We start from the raw sequence: 17,730 nt of genomic DNA, 5'->3' as shown, positions 1-17,730 counted from the left end.
GACGCCGCCGGTCGCACCGGCGCGCGGGCGGACGGCGCCTGAGTCGAGATGATGGAACTCATGGCGCCCAATACTGCTGCAGCTTGAGGTCGACCAGCGCTTGCTGCACGAACTGCGGCGCGTACAAGTGGCCGGTGTCCAGCGGCTTCGAGATCAGGCCCGCCTGTCTGGCGTATTCCGCCTCGGCCGCGTAATGCGCCTTGACTTCCTCCGTCAGCAGCGGCGACCAGCGCGCCTTCCACGGACGGTTGTCGCCTTCGAGCTCGCGCCGCACCACGCTTTCCGGCTGGCCGGCCGCCGCCTCGGCGCGGATATAGTCGTCGCGGCCATTGTCCACGCTGGCGCTCTGGTGCGCCTTCACGTAGGCGGTGGCCACCAGCTGCGCCATTTGCGGATATCTGGCCAGGAAGTCGGCGCTGCCCCAGACTTCGGCGCGCATCTTCCAGTCCTGCGGCGGCGTCTTGCTGGCCCAGATCACGCGGCCGATCTTTTTATCTTCGAGCAGGAAGGCGTCGCTCAGGGTGAAGAAGGCGTCGGCGCTGCCGCTGGCCAGCGCGGCGGCGCCGGCTTGCGGATTCAGGTTGAGCAGCTTGACGTCGGTGTTTTTCAAGCCGTTGGCCGCCAGCAGCCGCGAAAACGGATATTCCCACGGCCGGCCGCGATGCAGGGCGATCTTCTTGCCCTTCAAATCGTTAATGGAGCGCGCCGTCGAGTTGTACGGCACCACCAGGTAAGTGTTATTCAGACTACCGCCCGGCACCACCAATCGCGTCTGCAAGCCGGACGCGTTGGCGATGATCGACGGCAGATCGCCATACTGCGCGAAGTCGATCGACTTGTTGGCAAACGCCTCGTTGACCTGCACCGCGACCGAATTGGTGGTCACCGGCACCCATTCCAGCCTGACGCCCAGCCTGGCCAGTTCCGCCGCCAGCCAGCCCTGGCTGGCGACGATGGCCGACGAGCCGGCAAACAAGACCTTGCCGCCGTTGGCGTTGACGTTGGCGCTGCGGGCCACGGCCGCGATCCGCACCGCTTCCGGCAAGCCGGCCGCCGGCGTTGCGGTCGCGCAGGTCGAGCCGGCTGCGCCCACGATCGCCGCCGCCATCAGACCCCATGCCGCCAGGGCGCGGCGGCGCTGCACAACAAATGCATCGAACATCGCGCGGTTCTCCTTACAGATCGGTGGCTGGGAGCAGATGCAGTTCGCGCGCCTTTTCGTACAGCGGGCTCATTTTCCACTGCTGGCGCAGCACGCCGGGACCGAAGTCGCGCGAGCCGCCGATGGCTTCCGCCGCGATCTGGATCTTCGCGCCCTCCTCCAGGAGCAATATGAATTCGGCGGTTTTCAGCAGCCCCTGTTTACCCCATACGGTGGCGCCGCCGTTGGCTTCCAGGATGGCGGTGTTGTATGGGTTCTTTTCGATCTGGTCGAGGATGAAGTCGACCTCCGGCTGGCGGCGGTCGATGTAGATCGGGATCTCGCGCACCAGCTGAAAGCGCTGCACAGGCACATAGCGGATCGGCAGCGTGCGGTGGGTCTGCGCCCACGCGCCCAGCGACGGCGAGTGCACGTGCGAGATGGTGGTGATGTCGGCGTGGGTGCGGAACAGCTTCAGATAGCGATTGCCGCCGCCACCGTTGTTGCCGGCGTAGACGGTGCCGTCCAGGCCCAGCACCGAGGCGACCAGTGGCTCGCCCTTGCGGAACGGGCCGGGATCGTTGACGATCACCACCAGTTCTTCGCCCGGCACGCGCTCGACGAAGCCGACGGTGCCGAAGGCGGTCAGACTGCCGGTGCTGCGCAGCGCGTCGAAGGCAATCTGCGCCTGCTTGCGGGTTTGTTCGGCGAAGGCCAGCACCTCTTCGCTCAGACGGGTGGTTACGGTGTCAGTCATGGGATTCTCCTAGGGTTGAGGGTTTGCCTGGACAGATAGTGCAATCGCTGTGCCAGCGCGGGAAGGCCGGAAAGTGGCGGCAGCCAGCAGCAACTGCTGCGCAATCAGCAGGTCGCGACGGCTGGTGCTGCCGCCCTGCTGCGCAGCCAGCAGATGGCGGCGCGGCGGCGTGACAACGCCCGGCACGCTTTCTGCTCGACTCAGCATCACCTACAACCCTGAAGGAACAACATGAGCACACCCGAAACCATCTGGTTCACCCGCTGCCCCGTCCCCACCGCCACCGGCCTGGCGTATAAACTGGGCTGGCTGGAGCAGGAATTCGCGGCCGACGGCATCGCCGTCAAGACGCTGCAGGAAGCCGGCGGCGCGCTGGCGAAACATCATTACGACCACCAGCTGGATACGCTGATACGCGAGGGCGGCAACCTGCTGGCCCTGCCGGCGTACGCGCAACGCGCCCCGACGCGCCTGATCGGCCTGACCTGGATCGACGAGTGGCAGTCGATCCTGGTGCGGCCCGGCTCCGGCATCGGCAAGCCGGCGGACCTGGAAGGCAAGCGCCTGGCGCTGCCGCCGTTCCGCGCCGAAGACATCGCCGGCAACCGCCGTGGCAACAGCATCGCGCGCGGCATGAGCCTGGCCGGCTACAAGGGCGTGCTGGCGGCGGCCGGCCTGACGCTGGAGGACGCGCAACTGGTCGAACTGGCGGAGGAGGAGAGGCGAGCGCGTGAACCGGGCGACTGGGCGCGGCGCGGCGATCTGGGCGGCGGCCTGTGGCAAGGCATCGCGGCGCTGAACCGCGGCGAGGTGGATGCGGTGTACGTGAAGGGGGCGGCGGCGGCGCAGGCGGCGCGCGAGGCCGGGCTGGTGGTGGGGATCGATATCGACCAGTTGCCTGAAAAGCGCTTCCGCGTGAATAACGGCACGCCGCGGCCGATCACGGTGCATGAGGATTTCTTGCGCAATCACCGTGAGCTGGTGGTGCGCTTCCTGACCCAGACCCTGCGCGCGGCCGAGTGGGCCAGGCACAATCTGGCGGAGCTGCGCCGCATCCTGCAGGACGAGACGCGCGGCTCGGCCGACAGCGTGGTGGAGGCGTATCGCGATGGCTTCCATCTCGATCTGGCGCCGGATCTGTCGGCCGAGCGTCTGGCGCTGTTCGCGCAGCAGAAGAACTTCCAGCTGATTCACGGTCTGCTGGACCGCGATGTCGATGTCCATGCATGGGCCGACCACGGGCCGCTGGCGGAAGCCCGCTTGCGTTTGCAATCGTCGTTCCGCGCTGCGGCTTAAGCCCTGTCGTCCCCGCGCCAGCGAGGACCCGTGCTGAACAGGCCACCCGCGTTGTATGGGTCCCGCTTGCGCGGGAACGACGGCGGGCCTTAGAAGTAGTAGGTGTAGGAGCCGCCCACCGTGCGGCGCTGGCCCCAGTAGATGGTGTCGCCGTTGGTGGTGGCGGGAACGTAGCTGGTCAGGGTGTGGTTCTTGTACACCTTGTCGCCCAGGTTGTTGCTGTACACGGTGAACACGTGGTTCCCGCCCGGCAGCGTGTAGCTGGCACGCGCGTTGATCAGCGTGTAGCCGGCCTGGTTCAGCAGGTAGCGCGCGTCGCTCTGCGGATCGACATAATAGAACTGCTTGCCCGTGTAGCGTACGTCCCCCGACAGCACCACCTTGCCGCCGTTCGCCAGCGCGATGCGGTAGTCGGCCGCCAGCAACGCGGTCAGGTGCGGCGAGCGCACGAACTCGTTGCCGTTGCGGTTGCCGCCGTTGTTCTGGATGTCGAACTGGTCGAACTCCGTGCGCAGGATGCCGACATTGGCGTTGAGGTGCAGCGCGTCGAACGGCAGCGCTTCGATTTCCAGCTCGGCGCCGTTGACGTGGGCCTTGGAGACGTTCTGCAGGTAGGCCACGCTCTGGGTCGGGTCACCGTTGTACACGCCGGTGATGTTGACCTGGACGTTCTTGTAATCGTAATGGAATACGCTGGCGTTGAAGTTCAGGCGCCGCTCCAGCCACTCCGACTTCAGGCCCAGCTCCACCGAATCCAGCTTCTCGGGGGCGACGGTGTTCAGCGCGCGCACGTCGCTGGCGCCGGTGTTGTAGCCGCCGGACTTGATGCCGTGCGCATACTTGAAGTAGGCGCGCGCCTGTTCGGTGATCTTGTATTCCGGCGTGAAGTCGTAGGTCCAGGCGCGCCAGGTGGTGGATGGCGTGGAGATGAAGTTGTTGTTCGCCACCGAGGCCGCCGTGTAGTTCCCTCCTTTCACCGTCTGCCACCAGTCGGCGGCGCTGCCGAAGGTCACCGTGCCCGATGCGGCCTGGATGCGCTTCAGGTTCAGATCCTTGGTCTCGGTGGTCCAGCGCAGCCCGGCCGTCGCCAGCCAGCGGTCGGTGAAATTCACGGTGGTGCTGCCGAACAGCGCGAAGCTGCGCGTCTTGTGGGTGAAGGTGGTGGCGTTGTAGCCAACCGGCTGGGTGCTGCCGGCCAGCGCGCCGGCGATGTCGTTGGTCAGGCGCGCGGTGGCCGATGCCGAGTTGATGCCCTCGTTGAAGTAATGCAGGCCCGTCACCCAGCTGATCTTCTCATCGCGGGCGCTGGCCAGGCGCAGCTCCTGCGAGAACTGGTGGCTGTTGGCCTTGCTCCAGCCGCGACTGATTTCCAGTGGCGTGTTGTCACTGTCGCCCAGCGTGTCGGTCTTGAAGTCCTCGTAGCCGGTGATGGAACTCAGCGTGTAGCGGCCCAGATCATACTGGATGCTCAAGTTGGCGCCGCCCTGCTTGATGGCGGTCAGCGTCGGCGCGTTGGTGCTGACGTCTTCGCTGTCGGTGCTCGGCGCGTAGCCATTGCGGTAGATGCCGTTGGCAGCGTAGCTGCCGGTGGTGGTGATGGCGCCGCTGGATTTGTAGTCGCGGTAGTGCAGATTCAGGTTGGCGCTCAGATCGCGGCTGACTTTGGCTTGCAACTGGCCGCGCGCGGCGTTGTCGTGGAAGGCGCCATCGTGCTTGCCGGTGTAGCGGTTGTGGAACGGGCCTTCGCTCTGGTTCTCTGAGTGGAAGGACAGCCGGCCGTTCAGCACATCCTCTTTCAGCGCGCCGCCGATGGCGCCTTCCACCAGCTTGGTTTCGTGGCTGCTGTAATCGGCTTTCAGGTAACCGTCGGTGTAGTCGCCAGGCTTGCGCGAGATGATGTTGATGGCGCCGCCGGTGGTGTTCTTGCCCCACAGGGTGCCCTGCGGGCCACGCAGCACTTCGACCCGTTCGACGTCGAACAGCGGGAAGCCGGTGGCGGTGGAGTTGCTGATGTAGACGTCGTCCAGGTAGAAGCCGACCGGATTCGGGAAGTCGATCTGCTGCTGGCCGGCGCCGACACCGCGTATCCACCAGCGCGGCCGGCCGTGCTGCTGGGTGCCGGCCGAGGCGTTCGGCACGTAGTTGAGGATTTCGCTGGCCGAGCGGCCGATGCCGTTATCGAGCAGCTGCTGGCCGCCCAGCACCGTGATCGCGCTGGGGACTTCCTGCACCTTGCCTTCGCGCTTTTGCGCGGTGACGGTGACCACCTGCAGCGAGGCCGCGGCGCCGGCTTCATTGGCAGTGTCGTCGGCGCCATCCTCGAGCGTGCCGCCGGCGCCGGTACCGGGAATGCTGGACGGCGGCGTGTCGGTGGCATGGGCCAGGCCGGCCATCAGCAAGGCGCCGCCGCCCATGGCGATGGCAAAGGCGGCATGCATTTCGCGCAGCAGCACGGTCAGTCTGGGTTGGGCCCTGGCGCGCGGACTGGCTGGCCGGGTCGGAAACGGAACTATGTTGGAACTGCGCATACACATCCTTATGGTGAGTGAAGAGATGTCTAGCGGTTCGCAAGCTCCGTGCCCGATCGTTTCGCCTGATTTGACGGGCTTTCTGCTGATTTCGCAGCAGTGCTGCTGGATTGCGCGCAGCCTGCCGTGCGCGCAAAAGCACAAGGCCCGGACGCCTCGCGGCGATCCGGGCCCCGGTGGCGCGCGCGATTAACCGACGGCGCGCAGCAGTTGCGGGTTGCTGTGGCCACGCACCAGCGGCAGCACTTCCTCGCCGACGCGGTAGGCTTCCTCAAGGTGTGGCGTGCTGGCCAGGATGAAGGCATCGGCGCCCAGCTGCACCAGGTCGTCCAGGCGCTCGGCCACCTGCTCGTAGCTGCCGACGATGCCCTGGGTCTGGCCGCCGCGGAACAGGTTGAAGCCGGACCACACATTCGGTTCGGTGATCAGATCCTTGTAGCTGTTGATGGTGGCCGGACGGTTGCCGCGCTGGCGCGCCGCGCCGACCGAATCGCTGCCATCCTGGCCGAGGAACTGGCGCAAGGTCTCGGGCGAGACGTTGTCGAAGCCCTTGCGCACTTCGTCCCACGCTTCCTCTTCGGTCGGACGGGCGATGATGTCGACCCGCACCGCGCACCTGATCTTGCGGCCCAGCAGATCGGTCTTCTCTTTTACGCGGCGGAATTTCTCGCGCAGCTGGTCGAATGGCTCCAGCCAAGTCAGGTAGTAATCGGCGTGCTTCGAGGCCGAGGCCAGCGCCGCGTCCGAGGAACCGGAGAAGTAAATCTCGGGGAAGTCCTGTTCCGACAGCGGGTGCGCCAGGCCGGCGTTCTCCACCTGGTAGAACTTGCCCTGGTAGGAGAACGGGCCGCCGCGCCAGACGCCGCGCACGACGTCGAGGAATTCGGTGGTACGGGTGTAGCGGTCGTCATGGCCGGCCGAGTCGCCCCACCACAGCTGGGCCGGGCCGCCGCCGCCGGTGATGACGTTGTACAGCGCGCGGCCGCCGGTGGCGCGCTGCAGGCTGGCGGTCATGCGCGCCGCCACCACCGGGTTGAGGAAACCGGGCTGGAACGGGATCATGAAGCGGAAGGTGCTGGTCTCGCGCGCCAGCAGCGAGGAGATCACCCACGGTTCGTCGGTCATCGGGAAGGACGGTATCAGGCCGCCCTGGAAGCCGGAGATTTCAGCCGCGTGGGCGATTTCGGCGATGTAGTCGAGGTAGTTGAAGCCGTCGCCGCCGCCGCCGCCCAGCCCGGCCTTGCGCAGGTGGTCGTTACCGGGGAACCAGTCGCCGCGGAATGGCGTGCGGGCGCGGTGCGAGCTCGGTTCGCCGTGAGTGGGGATGCGCCAGAAAATATCGATGGTCATGTTGGTGTCCTGTGTGAGGGGGTCAGGCGGCCTGCCGGTCGGCCGGTGCCAGGCGCGCGCGCAGCGCGGGCAGTATGTGTTCGCCGATGCGGTAGGCTTCTTCCAGCGCGGGCACGGCGCCCAGCACGAAGCTGGTCACGCCGGCGTCGGCATAGCCGGCCAGCGTGGCGATCACCTGCTCGTAGCTGCCGACCAGTTGCGGCAAGGGACTGCCGTCGCCAGCCTGGGCGCGGTAGCGGGCGGCGTCATGCCGGGCCTCTTCTTCGGTTTCGCGCGCCAGGATGCCGAGCTGCAGGCCGGCGGCGACCTGGCGGCCGTGGCTGGCGGCCTGCTGTTGCAGCGCGGCGATGGCGGTTTGCAGCTCTGCCGCCGGGATGGCGTCGAACAGGTGAACGTCGGCCTGGCGCGCCGACAGCGCCAGCGCCGCCTCGCTGGCGCCGGACAGATACACCGGCGGCACGGGATTGCCGGCCAGCGGGCCGCGGAAGCCGCCATCCAGCACTTCAAAGTAATCGCCCTTGAAGGTATAGGGCGCGCTGGTCTGCACGCCACGCGCGACGGTGATGAATTCGTCGATGCGCGCCAGCACCTCGTCTTGCGGCAGGCTGTCGCCGTGCTGACGACGGCTGGCCGCGTCGGCGCCCTGCACGATCTGCCAGGCGAAGCGGCCGTTGGTGGCGCGCTGGAAGCTGACGGCGTTCTTGGCGGCATACACCGAAGAACCCCAGGACGCTTCGAATTCGGTCAGCAGGCGGATATGGCGGGTGCCGCGCGCCAGGTAGCCGGCCACGATCCAGCTGTCGTCGCCATTGAAGTCGTGGCGCACGCGCAGGCCGTCGAAGCCCGAGATATCGGCGGCGCGCGCGACCTGGTGGGCGTAATCGAAGTAGGTGAACGTGGCGCCGCGCGGGTCGGTGACGCCGTCGGTGAACGGCGGGCGCTGGCCGGCGCCGCGTTCGCCGCGGCGCAGCGTGGCGGCGGCGCCGTAGCGGCCGTCGCCGGCCGTCGGCAACTGCCAGATGAATTCGATGCTCATGCGGTTTCCTCCTGTGGATGTGGGCTTGGTGCTACAGGTCGCATGAAGCGTGCCAGCCGAAGCGGGCCGATTTCGGCACTGCTGGTGGTGCCGCGCCAGCACACTGCTGCTGGCGCAACAGCGGCTGTTGCAATCGCTACAGGCTTGCAGCTTATGCCAAATCCGGATAAGCATGATTGGCATGATTCGTTCACGGCCGGTGGCGCGGCACGCTATATTCAATGCATGGAACTCCTCGCACACAACTTCTCCGCGGAATTCGCCCGCAGCGCCAATCTCGCCAAGGGCGAGGAGGATGGCACCACGCCGCTGATCGCTTTCCGCGATGCGCAGCAAATGAGTCTGATGGTGCGGGCCACGGCGTTTGTGTTTGCCGATCCGCGCACGCAGGCGCTGCATGACGTGATCGAACGGGTCGCGCCCAGCGAGGCGACGGTGCTGATCACCGGCGAGACGGGCACCGGCAAGGAGCTGGTGGCACGTCATGTGCATGCGCTGAGCCGGCGCCGCAATGCGGATTTCGTGGCGATCAACTGCGGCGCGTTTTCCGAGACGCTGATCGAGAGCGAATTGTTCGGCTACGAGCGCGGCGCCTACACCGGGGCGTCGCAGGGCAAGGCCGGCTGGTTCGAGACCGCGCATGGCGGCACGCTGTTCCTCGACGAGGTCGGCGATCTGCCGCTGGCGATGCAGGTCAAGCTGCTGCGCGTGCTGCAGGAGCGCGAGGTGGTGCGGCTGGGCGCGCGGCGCGCGGTGCCGATCGACGTGCGGCTGATCGCGGCCACCAATATCGATTTGTCGGAGGCGGTGCGGGCCGGGCGCTTCCGCGAGGATCTGTATTACCGTCTGCAGGTGATCGCGCTGCCGGTGATGCCGCTGCGCGAACGCAGTGGCGACGTGCTGCCGCTGGCGCACCACTTCCTGTCGACCTACGCGCGCCGGCTGCAGGTAGACGACGCGCGGCTGACGCCGGAGGCGGAGCGCGCGCTGTTGTCTTATCCGTGGCCGGGCAATATCCGCGAGCTGGAAAATGTGATGCACCGCGCGGTGCTGCTGTCGCGGGCCGGGCTGGTGTCGCCGGCGGAGCTGAATCTGCCGGGCTGGCATAGCAACCCAGGGTTCGCACCAGCCTTGGCCCCGGCGGCGGTGCCGGCGACAGCAGCGAACGCACATGCCGCCGCGCAGCCGTCGACAAACGGGGCGAACGCGCAGCATGCTACGGCGGCGGTGGCGGAGACAGCAGCGGCGGTGACGTATGCCGGGGCAACGGCTGCCCAGCATGCCGGCTGGCAGCCGCCTCCCGGATCGTACGCTGCGTCCTCGCCTGCCAAGCCGCCGTGGCACGCCAGCGACATGGCGTCATCGCCACCGGTGGCGCACACCGCCAGTGCCGCCGGGGGGCTGCTGAACGCCTGGCAGGCCCTGCTCGCCTCCGGCGAAACCATCGCGTTCGAGTCGCTGCAGCAGGAACTGGTCCTGGCCGCCTGGGAGCATTGCCAGCGCAACCAGGTGCGCGCCGCCAGACATCTGAACATCAGCCGGAACATCTTGCGCACGTATCTGAAAAAAGCCGAAGTTATCGTCTAACCAGTATCGGGGGACGTCACTGGCCCGCCATATCGAATTGCCGACGCCGGAGGTTTGTGGAGGCTCACGATATGTCTTCCAGCATGTCGTATTTGCGGCGGGTGCGGGGCATGCGGCGGTCGAGCACGGTCGTGGTCTGGTAATCGACGTGTTCGATCAGCGTGACGGCGGCGTTCAGCGCCTGACTCATGGCTTTGGCGGCCGAGCTCAGCGCATCGGCTTGCGAAACCGGGAGTTTTGCGAGCCGCTGGTTTTGTTGCATGCGCAGGCGCGCGGCATTGATCCACTGACGCTCGCCCGGCAACAGCAGCCACAGATCGCGCCAGGCATTGCGACCATCTTTGGCGATGGCGATCGTCATCTCGCGGGGCGAGACGGCGCGATCGCGGAACAGCAGTTCATCGCCGACGACTCTGGCGTAATACGCCTCGCCGTCATACGTCATGCGCACGCTGGTGCCCTCGGGTAGAAAGACTTCCTTCCATTGGTAGCCGCGCGTCGATTCGCTGGTGCGCTGGCGCGCTATCCATTCCTCGACGGCTGTAACGAGCACTTCCTGTGGTGACAAGGTGCTGCGGTTGATGCGCAGAAAAGTTCTGAGCTGGTGCAGGGTATGGGGTGGCAGAAAATCGTCCCGTGCGGCGTTCATGCTCGTTCTCCTGTCTCGTTTCGTCTCGTTTGTGCGCGTTCTGTCTCTATTGGACCTCCCGCACTGCACAAAGTTCAAACGCGAATAAACGAGACAAAACGAGACACGCAAACGAGACAGGTCGCCGCACAGACGCGGATGCGGGGGCCCCCCTGTGTATTCCCGGCGCAATTTGCAACGTTTGCTCATACCAAGTCCCTACCCCGCCTATACCTTTGTATAACTATACGCAGCGGGCCGGCTTGACGAGAATATCCCCATCAACTCATCAGGAGAGCCCACCATGCATACCGCTTCCGTCGTCATTGCCGATATCCACCCGCTGATCCGTGCCGGCATGGCCGCGCTGATCGAGGCGGACGGCCAGTTCACGCTATTGGGCCAGGCCTGCAACGGCGCCCAGGCGGTCGAGATGTGCGAGCGTCTGCGGCCCGATCTGGTGCTGTTCGACATGAACATGCCCGATTGCGACGGCGTCGAGGCCATCGGCCGCATCCGCGCACGCCAGCCCGGCGCCAAGGTGATCATCCTCAGCGGCCACGAAGGCGAGGACGACGCCGACCGCAGCATGCGCGCCGGCGCCCATGCCTACATGCTGAAAAACGCCCCGCTGGACGACCTGATGGCCTGCATCCACGCGGTCCTGCAGGGCAAAAAATTCATGATGCCTGAGCTGGCGGTCAAGCTGGCCAGCCGCATCCACGGCAACCACCTGACGCCGCGCGAGCGCGACATCCTGGTGCACCTGGCCACCGGCATGAGCAACAAGGTGATCGCGCGCGCGGCCGGCATCGGCGTCGGCACGGTCAAGTTCCACGTCAAGAGCATCATGAGCAAGCTGAACGTCTGCACCCGCACCGAGGCGGCGATGGTGGCCGCGCGGCGCGGGCTGGTGCACCTGAGTTAGCAAAAGCATCACATGCCGGCGTTCCGTGGTAGTATTTTTAATTTTTCCGGAAGCCAACATGATTGTCGGGATCGATCTGGGTACGACCAATAGTCTGATCGCGGTCTGGGAGCATGGCGCACCGCGCCTGATTCCCAACAGCCTGGGCGAGGTGCTGACGCCGTCCTGCGTCAGCCTGGACGACGACGGCAGCATCCTGGTCGGCCGCGCCGCGCGCGAGCGTCTGCAGACCCATCCCGACCGCACCGCCGCCGTGTTCAAGCGCTACATGGGCAGCGACCGGCAGATCCGTCTGGCCGACCGCGAATTCCGGCCCGAGGAACTGTCGGCGCTGGTGTTGCGCGCGCTGAAGGAAGATGCCGAGGCGGCGCTGGGCCAGCCGGTCACCGAGGCCATCATCACCGTGCCGGCGTATTTCTCCGATGCCCAGCGCAAGGCCACGCGCGCTGCCGGCCAGTTGGCCGGGCTCAAGGTCGAGCGCCTGCTGAACGAGCCCACCGCCGCCGCGCTGGCCTACGGCATCCATCTGCGCGACAGCGAAACCAAGTTCCTCGTGTTTGACCTCGGCGGCGGCACGTTCGACGTCTCGGTGCTGGACCTGTTCGAGGGCGTGATGGAAGTGCGCGCCTCGGCTGGCGACAACACGCTGGGCGGCGAAGATTTCGTCCATGCGCTGGTCAACCACTTTTTCCTGCACCACCAGTTGCCGGCGTCGCTGCGCAGCGATGCGTATTTCATGCAGCGCCTGGGCGCGCAGGCGGAGGCGGCCAAGCGTACGCTGAGCGAATCGGCCACCGCCACCATGCGCATCGCGCAACAGGGCAAGGAATACGCGCTGGCGCTGGACGAGGCGGCGCTGGAGCGCATCGGCGCCGAGCTGCTGCGCCGTCTGCGCGATCCGGTCGAGCGCGCGCTGCGCGACGCCAACCTGCGCAGCGCGGAGCTGGACAACGTGGTACTGGCCGGCGGCGCCACCCGCATGCCCATGGTGCGGCGGCTGGTGGCGCGCATGTTCGGCCGCTTCCCGTCGTGCGAGATCAATCCGGACGAGGTGGTGGCGCTGGGCGCCGCCGTGCAGGCCGGCCTGAAGATGCGTGACGCCGCGCTGGACGAGGTGGTGATGACCGACGTCGCGCCCTACTCGCTGGGCATCGAGATCGCGGTGCGGCTGGGCGACGGCAGTTATTCGTCCGGCCATTTCGATCCCATCATCGAGCGCAACACGCCGGTGCCGGTCAGCCGCGTCAAGACCTATCAGCCGCTCAACGACACGCACCGCAGCATCGAGCTGCACGTCTACCAGGGCGAGGCGCGCATGGCCAAGGACAATATCCGCCTGGGCGAGATGCTCTGCGCGCTGCCCGAGCAGCGCCACGGCGCCGACACGGTCGACATCCGCTTCACCTACGACGTCAACGGTCTGTTGCAGGTGGAGGCCACCGTCGTACGCACGCAGCAGAAGCACACGCTGGTCATCGAAGGCAATCCCGGTTTGCTGAGCGAGGACGAAATCGCGGCGCGCTTCCTCAAGCTGTCCGAGTTGAAGATCCACCCGCGCGACCGTATCGAGCACCGCACGCTGCTGGCGCGCGCCGAACGCCTGTATCAGCAGCTGCGCGGCCAGCAGCGCGAGTGGCTGGGGACGCAGATCCGCGCGTTCGAGCAGGCGCTGGAGACGCAGGACAAGCGGCACGTCGATCCGGCGCGCAAGGGATTCGAGACGGCGCTCGACGACATCGAGCAGCACAGCTACACCCAGCCGCTCCACGATCCGCTGTAGGCCGCCATGAGCGAACCACTTCCGTTTTTGGCACGGCTCGGGCTGAATGATGACGCCGACGAGCGCGCGGTGCGGCGCGCATATGCGAAAGAACTCAAGCAGGTCGACCAGGAGGCCGATCCAGCCGGCTTCCAGAGTCTGCGCGAAGCCTACGACACGGCGCTGCAATGGCTGCGGCATCGGGCGATGGCGCGGGCTCACGCGGCCGCTGCGGCGCAAGCGCCCTCAGAACTGTCGGACGCGACGGGCGGCGGGCTGGACGTGGATGCCGCCGCGCCGTCCGCCGCGAGCGCAGGCAGCGCCGCTTGGCATCCGCCAGCCACGGCCGGACCCGGCACAGCGGTCAACCCGGACGCGCTGGGCGCCCAACCGGAGGTCGACCTGGATGCGCTGGGCGCCGCCGTGTTTGCCGATTTCCAGCGGCGCTGCCAGTCCATCGTCACCGAGCGCCCGGCGCTGGCCGACGCACCGTGGCAGCGCGAGCTGCGATTCAGCCTCGACGATCCGCGCCTGATCAACATCCGCGCGCGCGACATCTTCGAGCGCCACGTCGCCATGCTACTGGTCGACGGCTGGCAGGCGGGCCACGAAGCGCTGCTGGTGGCGGCCGTGAAAGTGTTCGGCTGGAGCCAGGACCGCCGGCGCGTGCTCAGCCTGGGCCGCGCGGGCGGCCTGCTCGATGCGGCCATCGACGAACGCGCCACCTTCGACCTGCAAGCGGACGAACTGCGCGACGCCCAGGCCCGGCTGATCGCCCGCCTGCGCGACGACCGTCCGCCCGGCACGCGCGAACTGGTGGCCGACTCGTCCCTGCTGGAACTGCTGATCGCGCGCTACCCCCACTGGCTGGCGCTGATCACCAGCGCGCCCAACATCGTGCGCTGGCGCGCGCTGAACGCCGCGCTGCCGGGCTGGAAGCGCACGCTGAGCTTGACCCGCGAACGGCGTTCGCAACCGGCGCGGCGCGGCGGCGCCGGCGTCAACTGGGTCTGGCTGCTGCTGATGGGCCTGATCTTCCTCGGCCGCCTGCTGTCGCACAGCGGCGGTGACGCCGGCGGCAGCACGGCGCCGCCCGCTGCCAAGCCGGGCCAGAGCTACACCCAGCAAGCCTCCGAACAGCTCAGCCAGGGCAACACCCGCGCCGCCATCGGCCAGCTGGACCTTGCCATCCGGCGCGACCCGCGCGACCACGCCGCCTACGCGCTGCGCGCCATCGCCCACCTGTGGAACGACGACGCCGCGCGGGCGCAGAAAGATCTCGACGCCGCCGCCGCCATCAACCCATCCACCGCCCTGCTGTTCCGCGCGCGCGGGCTGCTCGAATACGACCAGAAACAGTACGTGGCCGCCATCGCCTCCTTCACCCGCTCGCTGGAAATGGAACCCGACCATTCCTTCACGCGGTTGCGCCGCGCCTACGTCTACACCGACGATGGCGACTACGACCAGGCGCTGGCCGACCTCACCCGGCTGATACGCGACGACCCGGCCATGGCCTTCCCGGTGGACCGGCAGCGCATCGAGATCGCCGTGCGCCAGGACCGCAGGGCCGACGCCGTCAAACAGGCCGAGACGCTGCTGGCGGCCTACCCGCGCAACAGCTATGCGTACGTCTTCGTCGCGCAGATGTACCGTCAATGGCAGCAGCCGCGCACGGCGCGCGCCATCGCCGACCGCGGCGTGGCGGCCGCGCCGGACGCTGACCTGTATCTGTACCGCGCGCAACTGCGGCCCGCCGCCGAACAGGACGGCCGCCGCCAGGATCTGGCCCAGGCCGTCGCGCTGTCGAAACAGCCTTCTCTGTCGACCGTACACCAATTGGTGCGGCTCGACCTGCAGAGCCGCGACTACCACCAGGCCACCGTCGCGCTGGACAAGGCGCTCGACAACGCCCACGGCGATGGCGAACGCAGCGGCCTGCTGACCCTGCGCGCCATCGTCCACAGCAAGGCCGGCGCGGCGGCGGTGGCGCAGGACGATTACACCCGCGCCCGCGCGCTGGCCACCACCGCCGGCCAGCTGAACAACTATTGCTGGGAACTGGCGACCTGGAACGTCAATCTGCCGGCCGCGCTGTCGGCCTGCGAGGCGGCGCTGGCGCTGCGGCCGACCGACGCTTACGCGCTGGACAGCAAAGCCTTCGTGCTGCTGCGCCTGCAACGCTACCGCGAGGCGCGGGCCGCCTACGACCAGGCGCTGGCGCAGCGGCCCGACCTGCCCGCCTCGCTGTTCGGTCGCGGCCTGGCGAGGTTACGGCTGGGCGACAGCACCGGCGGCCAGGCCGACCTGCGGGCGGCGCGGACGCGCGACGCCGGCGTCGATGCCGAGTTCGCGGCGATGGGCATCAAGGCCGACTGAACTGAGCTTAATACAGGCGCGAGCCGGCCGCGCTTGCGCTAGTATCGGCGCGTTCGTCACCCTCACCAAGGAGTCCCCGTGCCCTACCCCTTCCCCGCCGCCCGAGTCCCTGCCGCCGCGGTCCTTGCCGCCCCCACCGCGCGCCGGCGCACGCGCCGCCTGGCCACCCTGTTGCTGGCCTGTCTGCTGCCGCTGACCGTCATCGGCCCCGTCCACGCCGCCGCGCCGCTGGCGCACAGCCAGGCGCCCGGTTATTACCGCATCCAGGTCGGCAGCTTCGAAGTCACCGCGCTGTCCGACGGCACCCACGTGTTCCCGGTCGACACTGTGATGACCGACATCAGCCCGCAGCAGGCGCTACAGGACCTGGCCGCGTCCGAACTGGCGCTGCCGGTGCAGGGCTCGATCAACGCCTTCCTGATCAACACCGGCAGCAAGCTGATCCTGATCGACAGCGGCGCCGGCGCGCTGTACGGCGACTGCTGCGGCAAGCTGCTGAGCCGCCTGCGCGCGGCCGGCTACCAGCCCGAGCAGGTCGATGAAATCCTCATCACCCATCTGCACAAGGACCACGCCGGCGGCATCATGGCCCAGGGCCGGGCGGTGTTTCCCAACGCCGTGCTGCGGCTGTCGCAGGCCGAGGCCGACTATTGGCTGACGCCGGCCAACAAGGCCACCGCGCCCGACTTCCTGGCCAGCTTCTTCGACGCCGCCCAGGCCGCCGTGGCGCCCTACCGGGCGGCCGGCCGCTTCCGGCCGTACGCCGCCTTCGGCCCGCTCGAAGCCGGCATCGAGGCGCTGCCGGCGCCCGGCCACACGCCAGGCCACGCCGGCTACCTGATCAGCAGCGGCGGCCAGCAGTTGCTGGTGTGGGGCGACATCGTCCACGTCGCCCCGATCCAGCTGCCGCACCCGGCCGCCAGCGTCAAGTACGACAGCAGCGCGGCCGCTGCGCAAGCCAGCCGCGCCGCCCTGCTGCAGCGCGCCGCCGGCCAGCACCTGACCATCGCCGCCGCCCACATCGCCTTCCCCGGCCTCGGCCACATCCGCCGCCACCAGGGCGAATACCAGTGGCTGCCGCTTAACTACAACGAGGCGCCCTGACTCGGCCGTAAGGGGGAACTGATCCTTTGGCAGAGGTGTTCCTGGCGTGCGCTGCTTACACTGCCCTACGCAGCAACCTTCACCCACTACTTAGGAGCACCGCATGTCCAACAGCAAACTCTCGGTCGACAGCATCATCGTCGAAGACGGCACCCGCATCCACTTCAAGGACTGGGGCAGCGGCCCGGCCGTGGTGTTCAGCCACGGCTGGCCGCTGCAGGGCGACGCCTGGGAAGACCAGATGATCTTCCTGGCCAGCCACGGCTACCGCGTGATCGCCCACGACCGCCGCGGCCACGGCCTGTCGAGCCAGCCATGGAAGGGCAACGACATGGACACCTACGCCGACGACCTGGCCACCCTGCTCAACGCGCTCGACATCCAGGACGCCACGCTGGTCGGCCATTCCACCGGCGGCGGCGAAGTGGCGCACTACATCGGCCGCCACGGCAGCGCGCGCGTGAAAAAGGCCGTGCTGGTCGGCGCCGTGCCGCCGCAGATGGTGCAGTCGCCAACCAATCCGGGCGGCCTGCCGATGGCCGTGTTCGACGGCATCCGCGACGGCGTGCTGAAAGACCGCTCGCAATTCTTCCAGGACCTGAGCATCCCGTTCTACGGCTACAACCGTCCGGGCGCCAAGGAATCGAAGGGCGTGCGCGATACCTTCTGGCTACAAGGCATGCAATGCGGCATCAAAAACGCCTATGACTGCATCAAGCAGTTCTCGGAAGTCGACTACACCGAAGACTTGAAGAAAATCGACGTGCCGACCCTGTTCGTGCACGGCGACGACGACCAGATCGTGCCGATCGACGCCGCCGCCCGCGCCGCCGTCAAGCTGGTGAAAAACGCCACCCTGCTGGTCTACGAGGGCGCGCCGCATGGCCTGCCGACCACCCACAAGGACCGCCTCAACGCCGACCTGCTGGCGTTTATCCAGTCCTGAGCATGGTAAGCGCCGGCTAACCCGATCGGGTAAGCCGGCGGTTATAACTATGCCGTATTTCCCGGCTGCGCCGTTTGCTGCATGATGTCCATACTCACCCGCATGGAATCACCGTATGGCCAGCCTACACCCTCCCCCCGACCTGCGGCCCGCGCGCCTGAATGCGCTGGGCGAATTTGCCGCCTCGATCGCGCACGAGGTGCGCCAGCCGCTGGCGGCGGTCACGCTCAACGCCGACGCCTGCCTGGCGCTGCTGGCGCACGATCCGCCGCGGCTGGACGAGGCGCGCGC

14 protein-coding genes are annotated in these 17,730 nt (G+C 67.5%); 8 read left to right on the top strand and 6 right to left on the bottom strand.

Annotated elements, in window-relative coordinates; genetic code table 11:
* Positions 1 to 58 precede the first annotated feature (58 nt).
* Both E4L98_RS10675 and E4L98_RS10670 read right to left on the bottom strand, forming a co-directional pair.
* Positions 59 to 1,162 (bottom strand): ABC transporter substrate-binding protein, encoded by a 1,104-nt coding sequence (locus E4L98_RS10675; protein WP_229257349.1) that lies wholly within the window; start codon positions 1,160 to 1,162, stop codon positions 59 to 61.
* Between the two features lie 13 nt (positions 1,163 to 1,175).
* Positions 1,176 to 1,898: a class II aldolase/adducin family protein gene (locus E4L98_RS10670; RefSeq protein WP_135201542.1), complete on the bottom strand. Its 723-nt coding sequence runs from the start codon at positions 1,896 to 1,898 to the stop codon at positions 1,176 to 1,178.
* A 231-nt stretch (positions 1,899 to 2,129) separates the two neighbouring features.
* Here E4L98_RS10670 and E4L98_RS31055 point away from each other — a divergent pair, with 231 nt between their 5' ends.
* Complete coding sequence (locus E4L98_RS31055) at positions 2,130 to 3,194, top strand: ABC transporter substrate-binding protein (protein ID WP_267874908.1); 1,065 nt, start codon at positions 2,130 to 2,132, stop codon at positions 3,192 to 3,194.
* 89 nt (positions 3,195 to 3,283) lie between these two features.
* On the opposite strand, the gene E4L98_RS10660 is transcribed toward E4L98_RS31055, so the two are convergent.
* The 3 genes from E4L98_RS10660 to E4L98_RS10650 form a co-directional block, all read right to left on the bottom strand.
* Complete coding sequence (locus E4L98_RS10660) at positions 3,284 to 5,722, bottom strand: TonB-dependent receptor (protein ID WP_135201541.1); 2,439 nt, start codon at positions 5,720 to 5,722, stop codon at positions 3,284 to 3,286.
* A gap of 189 nt (positions 5,723 to 5,911) precedes the next feature.
* A complete protein-coding gene (locus tag E4L98_RS10655) occupies positions 5,912 to 7,072 on the bottom strand; it encodes an LLM class flavin-dependent oxidoreductase (protein WP_135201540.1) in 1,161 nt (386 codons plus the stop codon).
* A gap of 22 nt (positions 7,073 to 7,094) precedes the next feature.
* Entirely contained in the window at positions 7,095 to 8,108 is a 1,014-nt protein-coding gene (locus E4L98_RS10650) for an LLM class flavin-dependent oxidoreductase (RefSeq protein WP_135201539.1), read from the bottom strand.
* A 336-nt stretch (positions 8,109 to 8,444) separates the two neighbouring features.
* Between E4L98_RS10650 and E4L98_RS10645 the strand changes: the two genes are divergently transcribed.
* Positions 8,445 to 9,695, top strand: a complete 1,251-nt coding sequence (locus E4L98_RS10645) for a sigma 54-interacting transcriptional regulator (RefSeq protein WP_229257351.1) — start codon at positions 8,445 to 8,447, stop codon at positions 9,693 to 9,695.
* A 64-nt stretch (positions 9,696 to 9,759) separates the two neighbouring features.
* Here E4L98_RS10645 and E4L98_RS10640 read toward each other — a convergent pair whose 3' ends face one another.
* The gene (locus tag E4L98_RS10640) at positions 9,760 to 10,344 is read right to left on the bottom strand and encodes a hypothetical protein (protein ID WP_135201537.1); all 585 of its coding nucleotides are present in this window, start codon (positions 10,342 to 10,344) and stop codon (positions 9,760 to 9,762) included.
* Between the two features lie 283 nt (positions 10,345 to 10,627).
* Here E4L98_RS10640 and E4L98_RS10635 point away from each other — a divergent pair, with 283 nt between their 5' ends.
* The 6 genes from E4L98_RS10635 to E4L98_RS10610 all read left to right on the top strand — a co-directional run.
* On the top strand, positions 10,628 to 11,251 hold the full coding sequence (locus tag E4L98_RS10635) for a response regulator (protein WP_135201536.1): 624 nt from the start codon (positions 10,628 to 10,630) through the stop codon (positions 11,249 to 11,251).
* Between the two features lie 58 nt (positions 11,252 to 11,309).
* Complete coding sequence (locus E4L98_RS10630) at positions 11,310 to 13,031, top strand: Hsp70 family protein (RefSeq protein WP_135201535.1); 1,722 nt, start codon at positions 11,310 to 11,312, stop codon at positions 13,029 to 13,031.
* 6 nt (positions 13,032 to 13,037) lie between these two features.
* Complete coding sequence (locus E4L98_RS10625; protein ID WP_135201534.1) at positions 13,038 to 15,389, top strand: tetratricopeptide repeat protein; 2,352 nt, start codon at positions 13,038 to 13,040, stop codon at positions 15,387 to 15,389.
* A gap of 159 nt (positions 15,390 to 15,548) precedes the next feature.
* Positions 15,549 to 16,493, top strand: a complete 945-nt coding sequence (locus tag E4L98_RS10620; RefSeq protein ID WP_135201543.1) for an MBL fold metallo-hydrolase — start codon at positions 15,549 to 15,551, stop codon at positions 16,491 to 16,493.
* A gap of 103 nt (positions 16,494 to 16,596) precedes the next feature.
* Positions 16,597 to 17,439: an alpha/beta fold hydrolase gene (locus tag E4L98_RS10615; RefSeq protein WP_135201533.1), complete on the top strand. Its 843-nt coding sequence runs from the start codon at positions 16,597 to 16,599 to the stop codon at positions 17,437 to 17,439.
* Positions 17,440 to 17,554: 115 nt separating this feature from the next.
* A partial coding sequence (locus E4L98_RS10610) for a histidine kinase dimerization/phospho-acceptor domain-containing protein (protein WP_205746698.1) occupies positions 17,555 to 17,730 on the top strand: 176 nt, incomplete at its 3' end.

Origin of the sequence: Duganella callida (assembly GCF_004614165.1) — a bacterium.
Classification (GTDB): domain Bacteria; phylum Pseudomonadota; class Gammaproteobacteria; order Burkholderiales; family Burkholderiaceae_D; genus Rugamonas; species Rugamonas callida.
The sequence above is the reverse complement of the archived record's forward strand: the minus strand, read 5'-3'. Positions and strand labels throughout refer to the sequence as shown.